This window comes from Oryzomicrobium terrae (assembly GCF_008274805.1).
Taxonomy (GTDB): domain Bacteria; phylum Pseudomonadota; class Gammaproteobacteria; order Burkholderiales; family Rhodocyclaceae; genus Oryzomicrobium; species Oryzomicrobium terrae.
This window is the reverse complement of the sequence record NZ_CP022579.1, coordinates 616,299-632,111: the sequence shown is the minus strand read 5'-3', so window position 1 is coordinate 632,111 and position 15,813 is coordinate 616,299. Positions and strand designations below refer to the sequence as shown.

Annotated in this window: 15 protein-coding genes; 5 read left to right on the top strand and 10 right to left on the bottom strand. The window is 69.6% G+C overall.

The genetic code is table 11. The annotated features are described in order from the left end of the window. Positions 1-56: 56 nt before the first annotated feature. The 4 genes from OTERR_RS02920 to OTERR_RS02905 all read right to left on the bottom strand — a co-directional run bounded on the left by OTERR_RS02920 (position 57) and on the right by OTERR_RS02905 (position 4,968). Complete coding sequence (locus OTERR_RS02920) at positions 57-551, bottom strand: GNAT family N-acetyltransferase (RefSeq protein ID WP_187775288.1); 495 nt, start codon at positions 549-551, stop codon at positions 57-59. A 13-nt stretch (positions 552-564) separates the two neighbouring features. Then, complete coding sequence (locus OTERR_RS02915) at positions 565-1,209, bottom strand: methyltransferase domain-containing protein (protein WP_054621074.1); 645 nt, start codon at positions 1,207-1,209, stop codon at positions 565-567. Between the two features lie 250 nt (positions 1,210-1,459). Beyond that, entirely contained in the window at positions 1,460-4,279 is a 2,820-nt protein-coding gene (gene ppc, locus OTERR_RS02910; protein ID WP_149424804.1) for a phosphoenolpyruvate carboxylase, read from the bottom strand. A gap of 98 nt (positions 4,280-4,377) precedes the next feature. Then, a complete protein-coding gene (locus OTERR_RS02905) occupies positions 4,378-4,968 on the bottom strand; it encodes a thioredoxin fold domain-containing protein (RefSeq protein ID WP_149424803.1) in 591 nt (196 codons plus the stop codon). 126 nt (positions 4,969-5,094) lie between these two features. Between OTERR_RS02905 and hemC the strand changes: the two genes are divergently transcribed. The 5 genes from hemC (at position 5,095) to OTERR_RS02880 (ending at position 9,587) form a co-directional block, all read left to right on the top strand. After that, positions 5,095-6,033, top strand: coding sequence for a hydroxymethylbilane synthase (hemC, locus tag OTERR_RS02900; protein WP_054621020.1), 939 nt, complete (start codon positions 5,095-5,097; stop codon positions 6,031-6,033). A gap of 28 nt (positions 6,034-6,061) precedes the next feature. Next, a complete protein-coding gene (locus OTERR_RS02895; RefSeq protein ID WP_082396849.1) occupies positions 6,062-6,862 on the top strand; it encodes a uroporphyrinogen-III synthase in 801 nt (266 codons plus the stop codon). Between the two features lie 113 nt (positions 6,863-6,975). Next, positions 6,976-8,094, top strand: coding sequence for a uroporphyrinogen-III C-methyltransferase (locus OTERR_RS02890; RefSeq protein WP_054621019.1), 1,119 nt, complete (start codon positions 6,976-6,978; stop codon positions 8,092-8,094). Between the two features lie 10 nt (positions 8,095-8,104). Then, on the top strand, positions 8,105-9,277 hold the full coding sequence (locus tag OTERR_RS02885; RefSeq protein WP_054621018.1) for a heme biosynthesis HemY N-terminal domain-containing protein: 1,173 nt from the start codon (positions 8,105-8,107) through the stop codon (positions 9,275-9,277). 70 nt (positions 9,278-9,347) lie between these two features. After that, a complete protein-coding gene (locus OTERR_RS02880; RefSeq protein WP_054621017.1) occupies positions 9,348-9,587 on the top strand; it encodes a hypothetical protein in 240 nt (79 codons plus the stop codon). Between the two features lie 167 nt (positions 9,588-9,754). Here OTERR_RS02880 and hemF read toward each other — a convergent pair whose 3' ends face one another. The 6 genes from hemF to dusB all read right to left on the bottom strand — a co-directional run bounded on the left by hemF (position 9,755) and on the right by dusB (position 15,674). Next, positions 9,755-10,660: an oxygen-dependent coproporphyrinogen oxidase gene (hemF, locus tag OTERR_RS02875; RefSeq protein WP_149424802.1), complete on the bottom strand. Its 906-nt coding sequence runs from the start codon at positions 10,658-10,660 to the stop codon at positions 9,755-9,757. A 73-nt stretch (positions 10,661-10,733) separates the two neighbouring features. Beyond that, positions 10,734-12,011, bottom strand: a complete 1,278-nt coding sequence (gene purD, locus OTERR_RS02870) for a phosphoribosylamine--glycine ligase (RefSeq protein WP_149424801.1) — start codon at positions 12,009-12,011, stop codon at positions 10,734-10,736. A 41-nt stretch (positions 12,012-12,052) separates the two neighbouring features. Continuing rightward, positions 12,053-12,664 (bottom strand): lipid IV(A) palmitoyltransferase PagP, encoded by a 612-nt coding sequence (gene pagP / locus OTERR_RS02865; protein ID WP_149424800.1) that lies wholly within the window; start codon positions 12,662-12,664, stop codon positions 12,053-12,055. A 36-nt stretch (positions 12,665-12,700) separates the two neighbouring features. Further along, positions 12,701-14,287: a bifunctional phosphoribosylaminoimidazolecarboxamide formyltransferase/IMP cyclohydrolase gene (purH, locus tag OTERR_RS02860; protein WP_054620026.1), complete on the bottom strand. Its 1,587-nt coding sequence runs from the start codon at positions 14,285-14,287 to the stop codon at positions 12,701-12,703. 89 nt (positions 14,288-14,376) lie between these two features. Beyond that, positions 14,377-14,613, bottom strand: a complete 237-nt coding sequence (locus OTERR_RS02855) for a helix-turn-helix domain-containing protein (RefSeq protein WP_054620027.1) — start codon at positions 14,611-14,613, stop codon at positions 14,377-14,379. Beyond that, the gene (gene dusB / locus OTERR_RS02850) at positions 14,610-15,674 is read right to left on the bottom strand and encodes a tRNA dihydrouridine synthase DusB (protein WP_149424799.1); all 1,065 of its coding nucleotides are present in this window, start codon (positions 15,672-15,674) and stop codon (positions 14,610-14,612) included. Before dusB ends, OTERR_RS02855 begins: the two co-directional genes overlap by 4 nt. Between the last annotated feature and the right edge of the window lie 139 nt (positions 15,675-15,813).

Here is a 15,813-nt window from a genome sequence, read left to right as displayed (position 1 = left end):
CCCTGGAGGCGCGCCGCCAGAAAGCGCAACCCCGGCGCAGGCGCCAGAAGCGGGACTCAGGCGCGGGTCAGGGCTGCGGCGGACGGCGGCAGTTCCAGCTCGACGTAGGGACCGTCATCCCCGGCGCCCCGCCCCACTTCCCGGGCGTTGGCCCGGGCATAGAAAGCCAGGGCGCCGTGGTTGGCGCACAGGCACTTGAGGCGCCAGGGCGGCGCCACCCGGATCGCCAGGGCCGCCAGCAGTTGCCCGGCCACGCCCTGGCGGCGGCATTCCGGCGCCACGTAGAGGTGGTGGATGAAGGCGTCCGGCTCCCATACCGCGACAAAGCCGGCCACGTGGCCATCCCGCGCCGCGCTCGGCAGCGAATGCGCCACCAGGACCAGTTCGCCCAGGGAATCCGTGGCGAAATCCGCCGTAGCCCTGGACGCCGCGGGCAGCCAGTCGGCCTGGGCGCGGCAGCGCCGGTACAGGGCTTGCAAGGCGGGCAGGTCCGCCAGGGTGGCGGTGCGGATCTGCAGCGGCAGAGGCCCCGGCAACGGCGCTGCGCTCATCGCCCGACCTCGATCAGCGCGGAGCCGCGGCATCGCGGCGCCGCCACACCTGCCAGCGCTCGCGGCCGGCGAAGACGGGTAGCGAATCGCTCACGGCGTCGTCCGTCTCGCGCACGAAGTGGGGCGCCAGCAGCGCTTCGAGGCGGGCCGGATCGATGGCGAAGGGCGGCCCCCCCGCTTCCTCGCCGACCACGAAGAACCCGGCCAGCAGGCCGCCCGGCGCCACCAGGCGGGCCATGGCGGCGGCGTAGTCGGGCCACATCTTGCGCGGCAGGGCGCACAGGAAGGCGCGCTCGAACACCAGGTCGTAGGCCGCCTCCGGCGCGTGGGCGAAGAAATCGGCGCACAACAGCTTGCCCCCCCAGCCGGCCAGCTGGGCCTCGGCCTTGAGCACCGCCTCCCGGGAGAAATCCAGGGCGGTGACCCGGTGACCGGCGGCGTCCAGGTGGCCCGCCTCGTAGGCGGTGCCGCAACCGGGGATCAGCACGCGGCAGGCCGGGTGGCCGGCGAAGAAGGTGCGGAAGGCGGCCGGCAGCCGTTCCAGGCTGCCCGCATCCCAGGGCATCACCCCTTCGGCGAAGCGCTTGTCCCAGAAGTCCGGCGTTTCCGGCCGCTGGCTGGCGGGTTTTTGTCCGCTAGGCGGAACGCCACTATCCACGGGCTTTTCCAAGGCACATCCTCCAGACATCAATAAAGACGCCATTCTCCAGAGGGGGTACCTGAAGAATGGCGCCAGTTCTAGGGTTTGACAGGGACATCCTCTGCGCGCCCGAGCTCGTAGGGGTGTCTGGCCGGGCTACGGGGCTATCCGCCCCCTGGCCGACTTGGTCCAGCGAGCGCCCGCCGTATCCGGCCCCCCCACGATGCCCCGACCGGCCCCGGGCAAGCGAGCCCCGGGGCCGCCGCCGTCAGCCGCTGTTGCGCAGGCCGGCGGCGATGCCGTTGATCGAGATGTGGATGCCGCGGCGCACCCGCTCGTCGGTCTCCCCGGCCCGGTGGCGGCGCAGCAGTTCGACCTGAACGTGGTTGAGCGGGTCCATGTAGGGGAAGCGGTTGCGGATCGAGCGCTTGAGCAGCGGGTTGTCGGCGAGCAGCTCGCTCTGTCCGGCAATGGCCAGCAGCGCCCGCTGGGTGCGCTGCCATTCGGCGACGATGCGGCCGAACACCTGCTCGCGCAGCGCGGCGTCGGCCACCAGGCCGGCGTAGCGCGAGGCGATGCCCAGGTCGGTCTTGGCCAACACCATGTCCATGTTCGAGAGCAGGGCACGGAAGAACGGCCAGGTGCGGTACATGGCCTGCAAGCGGGCTATGCCGGCAGGCTCGCCCACCTCGGTCAGCCACTGTTCCACCGCCGAACCAAAGCCGTACCAGCCGGGCAGCATCAGGCGGCACTGGGACCAGGAGAACACCCAGGGGATGGCGCGCAGATCCTCGATGCGGTCGGACGCCTTGCGCGAGGCCGGGCGGCTGCCGATGTTGAGGTCGGCGATCTCGGCAATGGGCGTCGATTCGCGGAAGTACTGGACGAAGCCCGGGGTCTCGTAGACCAGGTTGCGGTAGGCGCCGAAAGCCAGGTCGGAGAGGCGCTCCATGATCGGGTAGTAGGCCTGGGCACCGTTGCCGTCGCTGCTCGCCTCCTTCTCCGGGTCGAGGAGGGAGGCCTCCAGGGTGGCAGCCACCAGGATCTCCAGGTTGCGCCGGCCGATTTCCGGGTTGGCGTACTTAGCGCCGATCACCTCGCCCTGCTCGGTGATGCGGATCTGCCCCTGCACCGCGCCCTTGGGCTGGGCCAGGATGGCCTGGTAGCTGGGGCCGCCGCCCCGGCCGACGGAACCGCCGCGGCCGTGGAACAGGCGCAGGCGTACGCCGTGGGCGGCGGTCACTGCGGTCAGGGCGGTCTCGGCCTTGTACAGCTCCCAGCCGGAGGTGAGGAAGCCGCCGTCCTTGTTGCTATCGGAATAGCCGAGCATCACTTCCTGGGTGTCCTGGCGCGAGGCCACCAGGCGGCGGTACACCGGCAGGTCGAGCAGGCGGGCCATGGTCGGACCGGAGGCCTGCAAGTCGCCGATGGTCTCGAACAACGGAATGATGTTCACCGCCAGGGACGGCTCGCCCTGCTCGAAGGTGAGCAGGCCGGCTTCCTTGAGCAGCAGGGCCAGTTCGAGCAGGTCGGAAGCGCCGTCGGTCTTGGAGATGATGCAGTTGGGCAGGGCCGCGTCGCCGTAACGCTCGCGCAGTTCCCGGGCGGCGAAGAAGATGGCCAGCTCGCCCCGGGTCTCGTCGCCGTAGTTGAGGTAGGGCGAGTGCAGCAGGCGCGGCGATTCCAGTTCGCTGGCGAGCAGCACGATGCGCTCGTCCTCGGTCAGGGACGAATAGTCCTCGCAGCGGCCGGCCAGAGCGAGCAGTTCGGCCACGGTGCGCTCGTGCACGTCCGAGTTCTGGCGCAGGTCGATGGGGGCCAGGTGGAAGCCGAACACCTGCACGGCCCGCTGCAGCCGCTTCAGGCGCCCCTTGGCGAGGCGGGCGCCGCCGTGGCTGTTGAGGGATTCGGCCAGCACCGCCAGGTCGGCCTCGAATTCGGCCGGGCTGGCGTAGGCCGGGGCCTCGCCTTTCTCATGACGCACCGGTTCGTGGTGGTCCAGGGCCCGGGAGGTGGCCGCCAGGCGGGCGTAGATGCCGATCAGGGCGCGCCGGTAGGGCTCGTCCTGACGGTGCGGCGAGGCGTCCGGCGAGTGGGCGGCCAGGGCGCGCAGGGGCTCGCTGACCGGCACCAGCATTTCCGACAGGGGCAGCTCGCCGCCCAGGGTGTGCACTTCGTCCAGGTAGTGCTCCAGGGCCGCCGACGATTGCAGGCGCAGGGCCCAGCGCAGGATGTCGGCGGTGACGAAGGGGTTGCCGTCCCGGTCGCCGCCGATCCAGCTGCCAAGGCGGAAGAAGGCCGGCAGATTCCAGTCCTGCTCCGGGTAGCGGGCCTGCAGCAGGTCTTCGAGTCGGCCATACAGGCGCGGCACTTCGGCGAAGAAGGTGTCGTCGTAGAAGGCGATGCCGTTCTTCACCTCGTCGATCACGCGCAGGCGCTGGGGACGCAGCATGCGGGTGCGCCACAGGGTGAGCACGGCGGTGGCCAGGGCCTCGTCGTTCTCCGCCTCCTCTTCCGGGGTCAGCTTGGTGCGGTCGCGGGCATCCAGGTGGCGAGCGATGGCCCGCTCGCTGCGCAGGATGCTCTTGCGCTGGACTTCGGTGGGGTGGGCGGTGAGCACCGGCGAGACCAGGGCGTTGGCCAGGCAGTCGGCCAGGGTTTCCGGGGCCACGCCCTCGGCGGCGAGCCGGTCCAGGGTGTGGGCCAGGTCGCCCTCCCGGGCTTTCGAGCCGGCGATGTCGTGGGCGCGGCGGCGGCGGATGTGGTGCTGGTCCTCGGCGATGTTGGCCAGGTGCAGGAAGTAGGTGAAGGCGCGCACCACCGAGATCATGGTGTCCCGGGGCAGGCTGTCGAGCCGCGCTTCGAGCTGCTGGCGGGCCTCCTGGTCGGCGTCCCGGGCGAAACGCACCGCCAGCTGGCGAACCTCTTCGACCACGGCGAAGGTCTCGGCCCCCTCCTGATCGCGAACGGTGTCGCCGATCAGCCGCCCGAGCAGGCGGATGTCGTCGCGGAGCGGCTTGTCCTTGCTGGACAGGTCGGGCACGGAGTCATGGGCGGGGTAGGCGGAATGGCCAACGGAAAACGTCATGGAAGGTCCGAAGAGTCGAAGGGTGAAAGTCGAAAACAGGGGGCCAGAAATTGGACAGCAAAAATACCGCAGAAATACCCCCGGCGCAGGAAAATTGCTCAGCGCCGGGGCGGTGCCAGGAGGGCCGCCCGGGCGGCCTTGAGCGACTCGTCCAGGTAGGCGGCGTAGAAATCGGGCAGGCGCACGCCGACGATGGCCGCGGTCAGCTCCCGGCCGTCGGGGCCGTAGAAGGCCACCACCGGCACCAGGGTCACCTGGCGCGCCTTGGCGAAGGCGCCATGGGTGGTGGCCTGGCCGGCGAAATCGCGCAAGGCGGCGTTGGAGTCCTGATCCACCTGGCGCACCACCAGATCGGTCTGGCGGTCGGCCAGGGGCTTGAGCCACTCGCGCCGTACCTGCTCGCACCAGGGACAGTCGCGCCGGCTGTAGAGCACCACCAGGGGCTGGCCGGCCCGGGCGGCACGGGCCGCCTCGGCTTGCAGGTCCCGGGCCCGGGGCAGCGGGGTGAGCTTGGCCGGCAGACGCGGCGCCTCGGCGGCCGGGGGGGCGAATTCGTCCACCGCCGCGCTGGCCGGTGCCGCCACCGCGACGCCGGCCAAGGCCGAAACGCACAGCGCCGCGGCAAGACCGGCACCAAAGCGGACGCCACGATGGCGGCGCGCGGCCCCCGGTGCCTTGTCGCCGATCAAATCCGGGGTGAGAAAAAGTTGCCCGAAAAAGGGCGAAAACCCCGTCGAAACGGGCGTGAGAGCGGCGGCGACGGCACGCCCCCATGCTAGAATTTTCGTCATTACCAACGTTTCGGAAGAATTGTCGTGTCCCACGCCCGACTGGTCATCGCCTCCCGCGAATCGCGCCTTGCCCTGTGGCAGGCAGAACACGTGCGGGACCGGCTCCGCAGTTTATATCCCACCTCCGAGGTCGTCATCCTGGGCATGACCACCAAGGGCGACCAGATTCTCGACCGTCCCCTGTCCACCATCGGCGGCAAGGGGCTGTTCATCAAGGAACTGGAAGTGGCCATGGCCGAAGGCCGCGCCGACCTGGCGGTGCACTCCATGAAGGACGTGCCCATGGAGCTGCCCGAGGGCTTCGCCCTGCCGGTCATCTCGGCCCGGGAGAATCCCCGCGACGCCTTCGTCTCGCCCCGCTACGCGAGCCTGGACGAACTGCCCGAGGGCGCCGTCGTCGGCACCTCCAGCCTGCGCCGCGAAGCGATGCTGAAGAAGCGCTACCCCCACCTCAAGGTGCACAGCCTGCGCGGCAACCTGGACACCCGCCTGCGCAAGCTCGACGAGGGCCAGTACGACGCCATCCTGCTGGCCGCCGCCGGCCTGATCCGTCTCGGCCTCGAATCCCGCATCCGCGCCGTGCTGGCACCGGAAGTGAGCCTGCCCGCCCCGGGCCAGGGCGCCCTGGGCATCGAGGTGCCCACCGGCCGGCCGGAAATCGCCGCCGCCGTGGCACCGCTCAACGATCCGACCACCGCCTTCTGCGTCACCGCCGAGCGGGCCTTCTCGCGCCGCCTGGGCGGCAGCTGCCAGATCCCCCTGGGCGGCTACGCCCTGATGGACAACGGCCAGGTGTGGCTGCGCGGCTTCATCGCCACCCCGGACGCCAGCAAGTGGATCGAGGGCGAGATCCGTGGCTCGGTGGCGACCCTGGCCGACGCCGCCAAGCTCGGCGACGCCCTGGCCAGCGAGCTGATCGGCCGCGGCGCCGACGCCATCCTCCAGGCCCTGGCCTGCGCCTGACGGCGCAGCTACAGCCCAGCGCTCCGCCGTGACCGCATCCACCGCCCTGCCCTTGGCCGGCCGCACCGTGGTGGTCACCCGCCCGCGCGAGCAGGCGGCCGATCTGGCCGCCGGCATCACCGCCCTGGGCGGCACGGCCCTGGTGCTGCCGGCCCTGGAAATCGGGCCAGTGGACGATACCCGGGCGTTGCAGGATGCCGCCGCCCGGCTGGGCGACTTCCAGTTAGCCGCCTTCGTCAGCCCCAACGCCGTGCACCATGCCTGGTCGGCCCTCGGCCCGGCCCTGGCCGCCCGGGGCGGCTGGCCCGCCGGCCTGCTCGCTGCGGCAGTGGGCGAATCCACCGCCACCGCCCTGCGCGAGCACGGCGCCCCCCGGGTGCTGGTGCCCGCCGACCGCTTCGACTCCGAAGGCCTGCTGGCCATGACCGAGCTGTGGCACGTGGCCGGCTGGCAGGTGGTGATCTTTCGCGGCGACGGCGGGCGGGAACTGCTCGCCGACACCCTGCGCACCCGCGGCGCCACGGTGGAGCACGTCACCTGTTATACCCGGCGCGGCCCCGCCGACGGGGGCCGGGCCCTGGCCGAGGCGCTCGCCGCCGGACGCATCGACGCCTTGACCATCAGCTCTTCCGAGGGCCTGCGCCACCTGCACGACCTGCTGCCCGCCGACTTGCGCGGCCGGCTGGCCGCCCTGCCCACCTTCGTGCCCCACGCCCGCATCGCCGAAACCGCCGAACAGCTCGGCCACCATGCCATCATCCTCACCCCGCCCGCCGACAGCGGCTTGCTGCGGGGCCTCTCCGGCTATAATTGGCCGCAGAGCTGCTGAGATCGGGACTGTCGACGGCTGCACGCTGCATCTGACGCCGCCACCCGGCCCCTTCCTCGGCCGACCCGCAGCCCGCGCCCCGGGCCGCGACCACCCGACGCTGCCACAACAACATGAACGACACCCCCGACCTGCCCCCCGCTTCCCCGGCGCCTGCCGCCGCCCCGGCCCCGGCCGCACCTGCGGCGTCCCCGCTGCCGCCCAAGGCCAAGTCCCATCCGGGCGTGTGGGCCAATCCCTGGCTGCTGGTGGCCCTGGCTGCCGTCGGCCTGGCCGGCTGGCAGTGGCTGGAAACCCGGGGCAAGCTCACCGGCACCCAACAGGAAGTGGCCAAGCGCCTGGCCGATAGCGACACCCTGGTGCGCGAGGCGCGCACCCTGGCCCGGCAATCCCAGGACGCCACCGCCCAGTTGACCGCCAAGGTCGGCGCCCTCGAAGCCAAGCTCGCCGAATCCCAGAGCCAGCAGGCCGCCCTGGAGAACCTCTACCAGGAACTGGCGCGCAACCGGGACGAACAGTTCCTCGCCGAGATCGACCAGAACCTGAGCGCCGCCAGCCAGCAGCTGCAGCTGGCCGGCAATATTCAGGCCGCCATCACCGCCCTGCAGGCCGCCGAGGCGCGCCTGGCCCGGGCCGAGCAGCCGCGCCTGGTGCCCCTGCGCAAGGCCATCGCCCGGGATCTGGACAAGCTCAAGTCCCTGCCCTACGCCGATGTGCCGGGCATGAGCCTGCGCCTGGAGAACGCCGTGGCGGCGGTGGACAACCTGCCCCTCGCCTTCGAAACCCGGCCGCGCAACGACGAGCCGAGCAAGACCGCCCCGGGCAGGGACGCCAAGGCGGGCGCCGAGGAGCCGGGTCTGCTCGCCCGCCTCGGCAGCGACATCTGGAACGAGGTGAAGGGCCTGGTGCGCATCCAGCGCTTCGATCGCCCCGAACCGGCCCTGCTCGCCCCGGACCAGTCCCTGTACCTGCGCGAGAACCTCAAGCTGCGCCTGCTCAACGCCCGGCTGGCGCTGCTCTCCCGCGACCAGTGGACCTTCCGCAACGAGCTCAAGGTGAGCCAGGACTGGCTGACGCGCTTCTTCGACGGCCGCGACCGCAACGTCGCCACCGCCCAGAACACCCTGAAGCAGCTGGCCTCGGCCGAGATCAGCATCGACCTGCCCCAGATCAACGACAGTCTGGCCGCCCTCAAGGCCCTCAAGCAGGGTCCCCAGAAAGACCGCAAGTAAGGAAAGCCCGATGAAAGGTCTGTTCTGGATTCTCGCCCTGTTCGCCGCCGCCGTCGGTGCCGCCATGCTGCTGCGCGCCGACGAGGGGTACGCCCTGCTGGTCTTTCCGCCTTGGCGGATCGAGGTCAGCCTCAACTTCCTGATCTTCGCCCTGCTGTTCGGCTTTGCCGTCCTCTACCTGCTGTTGCGCAGCATCGCCGTGGCCGCCGGCCTGCCCGGCCGGGTGCGCGCCTTCCGCGCCCGCCGCGCCGCCCGCAAGTCTGCCGCCACCTTCCAGGAAGCCCTGCGCCTGTACCTGGAAGGGCGCTACGGCCAGGCCCTGCGCCGCGCCGCCGACGCCCATGAGGGCGGCTACGCCGACGGCCTGCCGGCCCTCTTGGCCGCCCGGGCCGCCCGGGCCATGCGCGAACCCGAGAAGGAGCAGGAATGGGTGCGCCGCGCCCGGGAAGAGGGCAAGGACATCGAGGCCGCTTGCCTGATGAACGAAGCCGAGAGCCTGCTCGAAGCCCGCCGCTTCGACGACGCGGTCACGGCGCTGCGCCGCCTCTACGACAAGTCGGGCCGGCACATCGCCGCCCTGCGCCTGGAACTGAAGGCCCAACAAGGGCGCAAGGACTGGGACGAGGTGATCCGTCTGGCCCGCCTGCTGCAAAAGCGCAACGCCCTGGTGCCGGAGCTGGCCCGGGAGACCATCAGTCTGGCCCACCGGGAAGCCCTCAAGCGCCGCGCCGGCGACACCCGGGCCATCCTCGCCTACGCCCGCCAGATCCCCGCCGCCGAGATGAACCCACGCACCGCCTACGCCGTGGCCGAGGCCCTGCGCGACCAGGGCGCGCCGACGGAAGCCCTGCGCACCCTGGAAACCCACCTGGACAAGGAATGGTCGTCGCACCTGGTGCGTCTGTACGGCCTGATCGACGACGGCGATGCCACGCCGCGCATCGCCCAGGCCGAAAAGTGGCTCAAGGCCCACAGCGACGACGCCGACCTGCTCCTCGCCCTGGGCCGCCTGTGCCAGCGCAAGCAGCTGTGGGGCAAGGCCCAGAGTTATCTGGAGGCCTCCCTGTCGGTGGCCGAATCCCGTGACGCCCACCTGGAACTGGCCCGGCTGTTCGACCAGCTGGAGCGCCAGGACCAGGCCAACCGCCACTACCGCGCCGCCGCCCTGCCCGCCTTATCCTGATCCGCCCCCGGCGCCACCGTTCACGCAGTCAGCAGTCACAGCCAAAACATAAATCTCAGGAGGGACCGTGATGTTGAATATCGACCTGCGCAAAATCTACCGCTTCACCCCGGTAGAGCCGGCGCCCAGCCCGCAAGCCCTGCCCAGCGGGGCCGAGTACTACTACGAGTGCCTCGACTGCACCGGCATCGTCAATTCGGTGCCCCACGTCAAATCGGCGTGCACCTGCGGCAACCTGGCCGGCAGCGGCGGCAGCCTGGCCATCAAGGACCCGACCCGGGTCAAGGTGGTGACCGGCAAGCTGAAATAAGCCGCCCCACCCCACTGCACCCATCGCGCTAAACGCAAGGCGGGGCGCGGAGTTCCAGGCATACCCGCTGGAACTCCGCGCCCCGCCTTGTTTTCAGAAGGGCATGCCTGGAGATCGACTATTGGCGCGGCTTCCCGGCAGGGGACAAAAATTTTCCGCCCCGCGTCTTACGCCCAGTCCCGGGGACGGAGGTACTCGTCGTAGAGCTTCGCCTCCGGGCTGCCCGGCTCCGGGTGCCAGTCGTAGCGCCACTTCACCACCGGCGGCAGGGACATCAGGATCGACTCGGTGCGGCCGCCGGATTGCAGGCCGAACAGGGTGCCCCGGTCGAACACCAGGTTGAATTCCACGTAGCGGCCGCGCCGGTAGGCCTGGAAGTCCCGCTCCCGCTCGCCGTAGGGCACATCGCGGCGCGCTTCCAGCACCGGCAGGTAGGCCGGCACGAAGGCGTCGCCCACCGCCTGGGTGAGGGCGAAGGCCTGCTCGAAGGACACCTGGCCGTCGGCCCCCAGGTCGTCGAAGAACACGCCGCCGACGCCGCGGGGCTCGTTGCGGTGCTTCAGGAAGAAGTACTCGTCGCACCAGGTCTTGTAGCGTGGATAGACGTCGGCGCCGAAGGGGGCCAGGGCCGCCTTGCAGGTGCCGTGGAAGTGGCGCACGTCCTCTTCCCACGGGTAGTAGGGGGTCATGTCCATGCCGCCGCCAAACCACCATACCGGGGCCTCGCCGTCCTTCAGGGCGACGAAGGCGCGCACGTTCATGTGGGCGGTGGGGCAGTAGGGGTTACGCGGGTGCAGCACCAGGGACACGCCCATGGCCTCGAAGCGCCGCCCGGCCAGCTCGGGCCGGTGGGCAGTGGCCGAGGCCGGCATGCGCGCCCCCATGACATGGGAGAAATTGACGCCGCCGCGCTCGAAGAAGGCCCCCTCCTCGATCACCCGGGTCAGGCCGCCGCCGCCCTCGGGGCGCTCCCAGGCGTCTGTCTTGAAGGCGTGGCCGTCGAAGGCTTCCAGGGCGGCGACGATGCGCGTCTGGAGGCCGGTGAAATAGGCTTTGAGCTGGGGAATGTCCATGGCGGGGTCTCGCTGGGGATGGAAAAACGGGCGGTCATGGCCGCCCGTCGTTATGGATGCTGCGGGATGACGCTCAGCGCGCCACGGCCCGATGGCCAATGTCGCGGCGGTACTGCATGCCGTCGAAGCGGATGGTGGCCACGGCGTCGTAGGCGGCCTGCTGGGCCAACTTGACGTTCTCGCCCAGGGCGGTGACGCACAGCACCCGGCCGCCGGAAGCCACTACCTGACCGTTCTGCTCGGCGGTGCCGGCGTGGAAGACGTGGCACTCAGGAGAAGCAGCGTTGCCCTCGGGCAGGCCGACGATGACGTCGCCCTTGCGCGGGGTGTCCGGGTAGTTGGCGGCGGCCAGCACCACGCCCAGGGCGACGCGGCGGTCCCACTCGGCCTCCACCTGATCCAGGGTGCCGTTGGTGGCGTGCTCGAGCAGGGCCACCAGGTCGGACTTGAGGCGCATCATGATCGGCTGGGTTTCCGGGTCGCCCATGCGGCAGTTGAACTCCAGGGTCTTCACCGCGCCGTCCTTGCCGATCATCAACCCGGCGTAGAGGAAGCCGGTGAAGGGGATGCCGTCGGCTTCCATGCCGCGCACCGTGGGCAGGATGATCTCGCGCATCACCTTGGCGTGGACCTGGGGGGTCACCACCGGGGCCGGGGAATAGGCGCCCATGCCGCCGGTGTTGGGGCCGGTGTCGCCGTCGCCGATGCGCTTGTGGTCCTGGCTGGAGGCCAGGGCCAGCACGTTCTTGCCGTCCACCATGACGATGAAGCTGGCTTCCTCGCCGTCGAGGAAGTCCTCGATCACCACCCGGGCGCCGGCGTCGCCGAGCTTGTTGCCGCCGAGCATGTCGTCGATGGCGGCGTGGGCCTCGGCCAGGTCCATGGCCACCACCACGCCCTTGCCGGCGGCCAGGCCGTCGGCCTTGATGACGATGGGGGCGCCCTGGCGGTCCACGTAGGCGTGGGCAGCGGCGGCGTCGGTGAAGGTCTCGAAGCCGGCGGTGGGGATGTTGTGGCGGGCCATGAAGCGCTTGGCGAAGTCCTTGGAGGACTCCAGCTGGGCGGCTTCCTTGGTCGGGCCAAAGACGCGCAGGCCGCGCTCGCGGAAGATGTTCACGGCGCCGGCGGCCAGGGGGGCCTCGGGACCGACCACGGTCATGTGGATCTTTTCCGCCTCGGCGAAATCGGCCAGGGCGTTGAGGTCGGTGATGGGCAGGTTTTCCAGGGCCTCTTCCCGGGCGGTGCCGGCGTTGCCCGGGGCGACGTAGACCTTGTGCACCCGGGGGGACTGGGCGAGGCGCCACGCCAGGGCGTGTTCGCGGCCGCCGGAACCGATGACGAGAACTTTCATGGAGGACCGTTCCTTATGTTGTGCGACGCGGGGCCGGACCGTCAGAAGCGGACCTTGCCCCAGAAAAAGAGAATGTTGCCATTGCCCCGCCCCCCCGGCACATAAGCCGTATCAAAAGAAACGTCGCGGTATTCCAGGGAGGCGAGGGGCAGGATGCCGGGAATAGGGGTGTAGCGGCCGATATCCGCACGCGCGGTGAGGAAGGCGGAGTAGCCCAGGCCGAACTTCAGCTCGCCAGCCAGGCGCCAGTAGGTCTTGTAGCCGTAGCCGACCATGTACTCGGGCTTGTAGTGGGAGTCCTGGAAGCCCATGGCGTAAAGGCCGTGCCAGTCGCCGTCGGCATCGTAGATGCCGCGCCCCAGACCGAGGCCCAGGGGCGTCTCGTTGAAGCTGTCGATCTTCTCGCGGGTGTAGGCCGAACGCAGGTGATAGGTTTCCAGGGGCACATACAGTTCGTTGCGCCCATCGTTCCAGATGGTCGCCAGCTTCTGCCGCGCCCGTTCGAGCCAGGAGCCCTCGGCCGCATCCGCCCGGGTCGCGGGCGCGACGTCGGTAGCACCGGCATCGTCGGCCAGGACCGCCCCCGGGGACGCCAGGAGGGCGCCCCACAGGGCCAGGGCAGCGCCCAGGGAGCAGGCGAAGCGGCGCGGCATCAAGCGTTCTAAGCGTTCTAAGCGTTCTAAGCGTTCTTAGTGGCGGAAGTGGCGGGCGCCGGTGAACACCATGGCCAGGCCGTGCTCGTCGGCGGCGGCGATCACCTCGGCGTCGCGCATCGAGCCGCCCGGCTGGATCACCGCCACGGCGCCGGCTTCGGCCAGCACGTCCACCCCGTCGCGGAACGGGAAGAAGGCGTCGGAGGCCACGGCGGAGCCGGCCAGGGACAGACCGGCGTTCTGGGCCTTGATGGCGGCGATGCGGGTCGAATCGACACGGCTCATCTGGCCAGCGCCCACGCCCAGGGTCATGCCGCCGCCGCAGAAGACGATGGCGTTGGACTTGACGAACTTGGCGACGCGGTAGGCAAACAGCAGGTCTTCGAGCTGGGCATCGGTGGGGGCCTTCTTGGTCACCACCTTCAGGTCGGAGGGCTGGACGTTGAACATGTCCGGGCTCTGCACCAGCAGGCCGCCGCCGACGCGCTTCAGTTCGAAGGCGTGGTAGGCGCGCTCCAGGGGCACTTCGAGCAGGCGCACGTTCTGCTTGGCGGCGAAGATCTGGCGGGCTTCGGAGGAGAAGGAAGGAGCGATCACCACTTCGACGAACTGCTTGGCCACGGCGGTGGCGGCGGAACCGTCCAGCTCCCGGTTGAAGGCGATGATGCCGCCGAAGGCCGAGGTGGTGTCGGTCTTGAAGGCCTTGTCGTAGGCTTCCAGGGCGGTAGCGCCGATGGCCACGCCACAGGGGTTGGCGTGCTTGATGATGACGCAGGCCGGGGTGTCGAAGGTCTTGACGCACTCCCAGGCGGCATCGGCATCGGCGATATTGTTGTAGGACAGTTCCTTGCCCTGCAACTGGTGGTAGTTGGCGATGGCGCCGGCGGTGGCCACCGTGTCACGGTAGAAGGCGGCCTGCTGGTGCGGATTCTCGCCGTAACGCAGGGTCTCGACCCGATCGAAGGCCAGTTGCAGCTTCTGCGGGAAGGCGGCGGGGACCGGCGCGGCGGCTTCCGGGGTCTCGGCCACGGCATCGTCTTGGCCGGTCAGCCAGTTGGCGATGGCCGAGTCGTAGCGAGCGGTATGGGTGAAGGCCTTCTTGGCCAGGCCGAAGCGGGTGGTCAGGGACAGGGCGCCGCCGTTGGCCTGCATTTCGGCGAGCAGCGGGGCGTAGTCGTCCGGGTCGGTGACGATGGCCACACCAGCGTAGTTCTTGGCGGCGGAACGGACCATGGCCGGACCGCCGATGTCGATGTTCTCGATGGCGTCGGCCAGGGTCACGCCGGCCTTGGCCACGGTCTCGCGGAACGGGTAGAGGTTCACGCACACCAGGTCGATGGTAGGGATGTCGTGGGCGGCGATGGTGGCCAGATGCTCGGGCAGGTCGCGGCGGGCCAGGATGCCGCCGTGCACCTTGGGATGCAGGGTCTTCACCCGGCCGTCGAGCATTTCCGGAAAGCCGGTGTAGTCGCCGATCTCGGTCACGTCCAGCCCGGCCTCCTTGAGCAGTTTGGCGGTACCGCCGGTGGACAGGAGCTTGACGCCCTGGGCGGCGAGGCCGCGGGCGAATTCCAAGGCTCCGCGCTTGTCGGAGAGGCTGATCAGGGCTTGGCGAATCTTCATGACGGGAACGGGAGAAAAGAAAACGAAAAACTAGGGAAAAACGGCCTGGTGCGTGAAGCAGCGCAGTGGCGCCAGACCGTCACGTCGGATCAGATCAACTCGTGCTCGACGAGCTTCTTGCGCAGGGTATTGCGGTTGATGCCGAGCATCTGAGCCGCCACGGTCTGGTTGCCGCCGGCCTGCTTGAGCACCACTTCGAGCATGGGACGCTCGACGCTCTTGAGCACCATGTCGTAGATCGCCGCCGGCTCCTCGCCGTCGAGATCGTGAAAATATTTTTCCAGGGCGCCGAAGACGCACGAGGAGATGTCGCTACCTTGGCTCATGCTGCCAATTCCTCATTCTTGTCGTTGTTGTCACCTGCCGCCCCCTGAGCGGCCCCGGGATTGTCCTCTTCGTAGAGCAGACGGTCGTGCTCGGCCGCCAGACGGTCGAAAAACGTGGCAATAGCGGCACGCTGCTCACCCACCGAAGGCAACTGGTTCATGGTGAAGCGGAACGCCGCCGACCCGGGTAGCCCCTTGGTGTACCAGGAGATGTGCTTACGCGCGACGCGTACACCGGTCTCCAGGCCATAGAAGTCGTAGAGGTCTTCCAGATGCTCGGTGAGCACCTCGCGGATTTCACTCACTTTGGGCGGCGGCAGCTTCGCGCCGGTTTTCAGGTAGTGCTCGATCTCGCGGAAGATCCAGGGGCGCCCCTGGGCGGCCCGGCCGATCATGACGCCGTCGGCGCCGGTGACGTCCAGCACGTGCTTGGCTTTTTCCGGCGTGGTGATATCGCCGTTGGCGATCACCGGAATCGAGACCAGGCGCTTCACCAGGGCGATGGTTTCGTACTCGGCCTCGCCGGTGTACTGGTCGGCCCGGGTACGGCCGTGGATGGACACGGCACGAATGCCGGACTCTTCGGCGATGCGGGCGATGGTCGGTGCGTTCTTGTTCTGACGGTTCCAGCCGGTGCGGAACTTGAGGGTCACCGGGGTGCCCGGCACGGCCCCCACCACCGCTTCCAGAATGCGCGCCACCAGCGGCTCGTCCTGCATCAGGGCCGAGCCGGCCATGACGTTGCAGACCTTCTTGGCCGGGCAGCCCATGTTGATGTCGATGATCTGGGCGCCGCGGTCCACGTTGTACTTGGCCGCCTCGGCCATCATCGCCGGGTCGGCCCCGGCGATCTGCACCGAGATCGGCGCCACTTCGCCCTGGTGGTTGGCGCGCCGCTCGGTCTTCTTGCTGCCGTAGAGCAGCGAGTTGGAGGTGACCATCTCCGATACCGCCAGCCCGGCGCCGAGCTTCTTGCATAGCTGGCGAAACGGCCGGTCGGTCACGCCCGCCATGGGCGCCACGAACAAGTTGTTGCGGAGGGAGTAGCCGACGAATTCCATGAGCCGAGAGGTGCCGAAAAGCTGCCGAAAGGCAGCGCGCCGCGACAAAGGCGGTCCGCGAAAAACAAACGGCCGCCCTCGACGCATCGAGCGGGCGACCTGGGAACACTACGGGAAGGAGGCGGATTCTACCCGATCT

Coding starts and splice junctions, on each gene's coding strand:
- dusB (WP_149424799.1), bottom strand. CDS start 15,674: ATGGAATTCGTCGGCTACTCCCTCCGCAACAACTTGTTCGTGGCGCCC.
- ppc (WP_149424804.1), bottom strand. CDS start 4,279: ATGACGTTTTCCGTTGGCCATTCCGCCTACCCCGCCCATGACTCCGTG.
- hemF (WP_149424802.1), bottom strand. CDS start 10,660: ATGGACATTCCCCAGCTCAAAGCCTATTTCACCGGCCTCCAGACGCGC.
- OTERR_RS02920 (WP_187775288.1), bottom strand. CDS start 551: ATGAGCGCAGCGCCGTTGCCGGGGCCTCTGCCGCTGCAGATCCGCACC.
- purD (WP_149424801.1), bottom strand. CDS start 12,011: ATGAAAGTTCTCGTCATCGGTTCCGGCGGCCGCGAACACGCCCTGGCG.
- OTERR_RS02885 (WP_054621018.1), top strand. CDS start 8,105: ATGAAAGGTCTGTTCTGGATTCTCGCCCTGTTCGCCGCCGCCGTCGGT.
- OTERR_RS02880 (WP_054621017.1), top strand. CDS start 9,348: ATGTTGAATATCGACCTGCGCAAAATCTACCGCTTCACCCCGGTAGAG.
- OTERR_RS02890 (WP_054621019.1), top strand. CDS start 6,976: ATGAACGACACCCCCGACCTGCCCCCCGCTTCCCCGGCGCCTGCCGCC.
- pagP (WP_149424800.1), bottom strand. CDS start 12,664: ATGCCGCGCCGCTTCGCCTGCTCCCTGGGCGCTGCCCTGGCCCTGTGG.
- OTERR_RS02855 (WP_054620027.1), bottom strand. CDS start 14,613: ATGAGCCAAGGTAGCGACATCTCCTCGTGCGTCTTCGGCGCCCTGGAA.
- purH (WP_054620026.1), bottom strand. CDS start 14,287: ATGAAGATTCGCCAAGCCCTGATCAGCCTCTCCGACAAGCGCGGAGCC.